The following is a 2,906-nucleotide window of genomic DNA, read 5'->3' on the forward strand; positions in this document are numbered from 1 at the left end:
TTGCCCTTCGCCGCGACTGGATCGACCGAAACATGACAACCCACCTGAGCAGGAGAAATGCCATGAACACACACAACGTCAACGTCAAAACCGCCACGCCAGAATCTCCCAAAACATGGGTAAAACCCGTTCCTTTTTCTGGCAGTAACGGTGCAGCGGCTGACCGCATGGATAACGCAGAGGACGAACGTGAGTACTGGCTGCGCAGAGAGGCCGGGGCCGTACGGGCACCAGAGGAAATCGATGTTCACCGCTATCACGATGCGCTGGGCGTGATGTATCCGCGCCAGTGGGAAACCAGCGATGGATTCAGCTGTGAAAGTTTCATTCTCGATGAAATGTATTGCGGCCGTGTGGCCGTGATTTATGCACGCGTGGGGGCGCGTTACTTCCGCCTGCGTGATTACAACAGTCTGAACCATGCGCAGATCATGACGCGCGTTAAGGAGGCTTTTGACCTGAATCAGAAATGAAAAAAGCAGGCAAAAGCCTGCTCATTCACCGCCGGAACCACGCTTCCAACGAACGTTCCGGCGCTGTCAAACCTACCGGAGATAAATCCATGCAATTCGACCCGCAAATCGTGTCACAGGCGAGAGTATTTGTAAATGCGCTTCGCGAAGGAAAAAGCGCCCGCGTCCCTGCGATGAAGCTGAAGAACTGGCCGAAGTTTATGAAACTGGTTCATGCTGGCCTCAGCATGGCGTGATGTGAAAAAGCCGCCCCTGATCGGGGCGGCTGTAAAAGGAATCGATTCATGTCACAGATAAGTTTTGCGGAATTTTTTGACCAGGCACAGGACGCAGCACCGGTTGTTCAGCATCCTTTACCCGTGCTGCCGGTAAATCTGCCTGCGGCTTCCGCACCCGCGTTAAGCCTGGCAGCGGCGAGAAAAGAGTTTATCAGCGTCTTTCGAAAAACAGGGTACAACCTGCGCCGCTGGGAGGTGTTCAGCGATTTCATTATCCTGGCAGCCAGCGAGCTGGATATCGCGCGGATCAGAACGCCGGAAAGCATTGAACGTTGCCGGAAAATCTGCGAACGCTACAGCGCCGCCGATATACAGAATATGCATGAACTGTTCGCTCTGATGGTATGTGCGCTTGAGGCACAGTTTCATGATTTTCTGGGCGCTATTTTTATGGAGCTGGAGCTGGGCGACGATCGCCGGGGGCAATATTTCACGCCTTACAGCGTCCAGTCGATGATGGCGCGCCTGCTAATGCCTGGTGTGATTGATACCATCCGGCAGGAAGGCATGTTTACCCTGTCAGAGCCGACCTGCGGAGCCGGGGGAATGGTTATCGCTTATGCTGAGTGCCTGATTGAAGCCGGGCTGAACCCCTCCGCTCAGATGTTTGTCAGTTGCATAGATATCGATCCTGTCGCGGCGGATATGGCGTTTATACAGCTTTCCCTGCTGGGCATTGCAGCCGAGGTTGTCACCGGAAACACACTGACGCTTGAGTTTAACCGGGTGCGCTATACACCTGCTTACTATCTTAATGATTTTGAAGAACGGCTTGAAAGCCAGCGCCGGATCAAAGCGATGCTGGCTTTTATCAAAGCAATGTAGACCACGGAAAAGGCAGCAGGAAACGGCATGGCAGGGATGCCGGAATTACGGATTTGTATGGAGTGCATGAGCAATACAGAAATTGCACAATATACGTAATTTCGTATAATGAGGGGATGATGCGAAAGAAGATCAGTTTTATTGACAGCAGTCTTGATGATTTACGGGCGTTCCCGGAAGAGGCCCGCACCGCATCAGGGTATCAGCTTGACCTGGTTCAGCAGGGGCTGGAGCCGGACGACTGGAAGCCGTTTGCTTCGGTTGGTCAGGGAGCACGCGAAATACGCATCCGGGGTAATGACGGCATTTTCCGGATCATGTATGTCGCCAAATTTGAAGAGGCCGTGTATGTGCTGCACTGCTTCCAGAAAAAGACACAGAAGACCAGCCAGAGTGACGTGGAACTTGCCCGGAATCGTTATCGCAGACTGGTAGAGGAGCGTAAAAAATGAACATCCAGACGTTTGACAATGTGTGGGACGCTATCAGCGAAACGCCAGAACAGGCGGAAAATATGAAACTCCGCACGGAGTTAGTGGGCCGCCTGAATAGCTGGATTAAACGTAATGGGCTGAATCAGGCCGCCGCCGCCGCTGCGCTGGGCGTTTCACAGCCCAGGGTGTCCGAGCTGGCAGGCGGTAAAATTAACTGCTTCTCGATTGATAAGCTGGTCAGCATGATGGCACATGCCGGACTGCACATAACCAGTATTGAGATAAGCGAACCAGAGGCAGCGTGAGCTGCCTTTTTGCCCCGCGCAAACTGCCAGGGCGGAAGCCCCTGCGGGGCAGGATAAACCCGGTGCTGACGCACCGGCTATACCCTCTCACCTGACCGTATTCATCCCTTCTTACCACCTGTCGCTATGCTCTCCGGGCTGATTCTGCAACTGCCACTGCCGGGACATGGCCCCCTTCGGCTCCCCGGCAAGCCGGGTCGTCGAGCCCTACTCCGCTAACCGGCAGAGCCGGTAAGCTCCGCCGGATCGCGTTGCGCTCCGGGCCTGCCGGCTAGGGTCTGATGGCAAACGTCCAGGTCAACCCCTGCAGCCGGCTGGCGCCGGCGCGCTCACTGGCCACGAAAAGACGTGGCCGCTGAGGCCCGGTCCGGCCTGCGCCGTCCGGGGTGCGTTCATGCCCGTTTTCGCGCGCGGCGGAGCTGTTCCGGTCAGTCCAGGCGCGGAGGGCCGGTCGTAGCACCGCCGGTTCGTGCAGAAAGGGGTGAAGTGCACGCCGCCAAAAACTTTTTGCCTGGTGCCGCAAAAACTTTTCGTCGTCGCCCCTTTATGCCCTCTCTTCGTCGTTGCTCCTTTGCCCTTCGCCGCGACTGG

The 2,906-nt window shown here is 55.8% G+C and carries 5 protein-coding genes; all 5 read left to right on the top strand.

What is annotated here, in order from left to right:
• The first annotated feature begins 167 nt into the window (after nucleotides 1–167).
• The 5 genes from CBW22_RS15795 to CBW22_RS15815 all read left to right on the top strand — a co-directional run bounded on the left by CBW22_RS15795 (nucleotide 168) and on the right by CBW22_RS15815 (nucleotide 2,315).
• Nucleotides 168–473, top strand: a complete 306-nt coding sequence (locus tag CBW22_RS15795) for a hypothetical protein (RefSeq protein WP_088517155.1) — start codon at nucleotides 168–170, stop codon at nucleotides 471–473.
• Between the two features lie 89 nt (nucleotides 474–562).
• The gene (locus CBW22_RS15800) at nucleotides 563–709 is read left to right on the top strand and encodes a hypothetical protein (RefSeq protein ID WP_033774359.1); all 147 of its coding nucleotides are present in this window, start codon (nucleotides 563–565) and stop codon (nucleotides 707–709) included.
• A 48-nt stretch (nucleotides 710–757) separates the two neighbouring features.
• A complete protein-coding gene (locus tag CBW22_RS15805) occupies nucleotides 758–1,576 on the top strand; it encodes an N-6 DNA methylase (RefSeq protein ID WP_088517152.1) in 819 nt (272 codons plus the stop codon).
• A gap of 119 nt (nucleotides 1,577–1,695) precedes the next feature.
• Entirely contained in the window at nucleotides 1,696–2,028 is a 333-nt protein-coding gene (locus CBW22_RS15810; protein ID WP_088517153.1) for a type II toxin-antitoxin system RelE/ParE family toxin, read from the top strand.
• A complete protein-coding gene (locus CBW22_RS15815) occupies nucleotides 2,025–2,315 on the top strand; it encodes a helix-turn-helix domain-containing protein (RefSeq protein WP_088517154.1) in 291 nt (96 codons plus the stop codon). Before CBW22_RS15810 ends, CBW22_RS15815 begins: the two co-directional genes overlap by 4 nt.
• The last annotated feature ends 591 nt before the right edge of the window (nucleotides 2,316–2,906 follow it).

This window comes from Pantoea sp. VS1, assembly GCF_002207995.1.
In the GTDB taxonomy this organism is placed as follows: Bacteria; Pseudomonadota; Gammaproteobacteria; order Enterobacterales; family Enterobacteriaceae; genus Pantoea; species Pantoea dispersa.

Coding starts and splice junctions, on each gene's coding strand:
- CBW22_RS15795 (WP_088517155.1), top strand. CDS start 168: ATGGATAACGCAGAGGACGAACGTGAGTACTGGCTGCGCAGAGAGGCC.
- CBW22_RS15800 (WP_033774359.1), top strand. CDS start 563: ATGCAATTCGACCCGCAAATCGTGTCACAGGCGAGAGTATTTGTAAAT.
- CBW22_RS15805 (WP_088517152.1), top strand. CDS start 758: ATGTCACAGATAAGTTTTGCGGAATTTTTTGACCAGGCACAGGACGCA.
- CBW22_RS15810 (WP_088517153.1), top strand. CDS start 1,696: ATGCGAAAGAAGATCAGTTTTATTGACAGCAGTCTTGATGATTTACGG.
- CBW22_RS15815 (WP_088517154.1), top strand. CDS start 2,025: ATGAACATCCAGACGTTTGACAATGTGTGGGACGCTATCAGCGAAACG.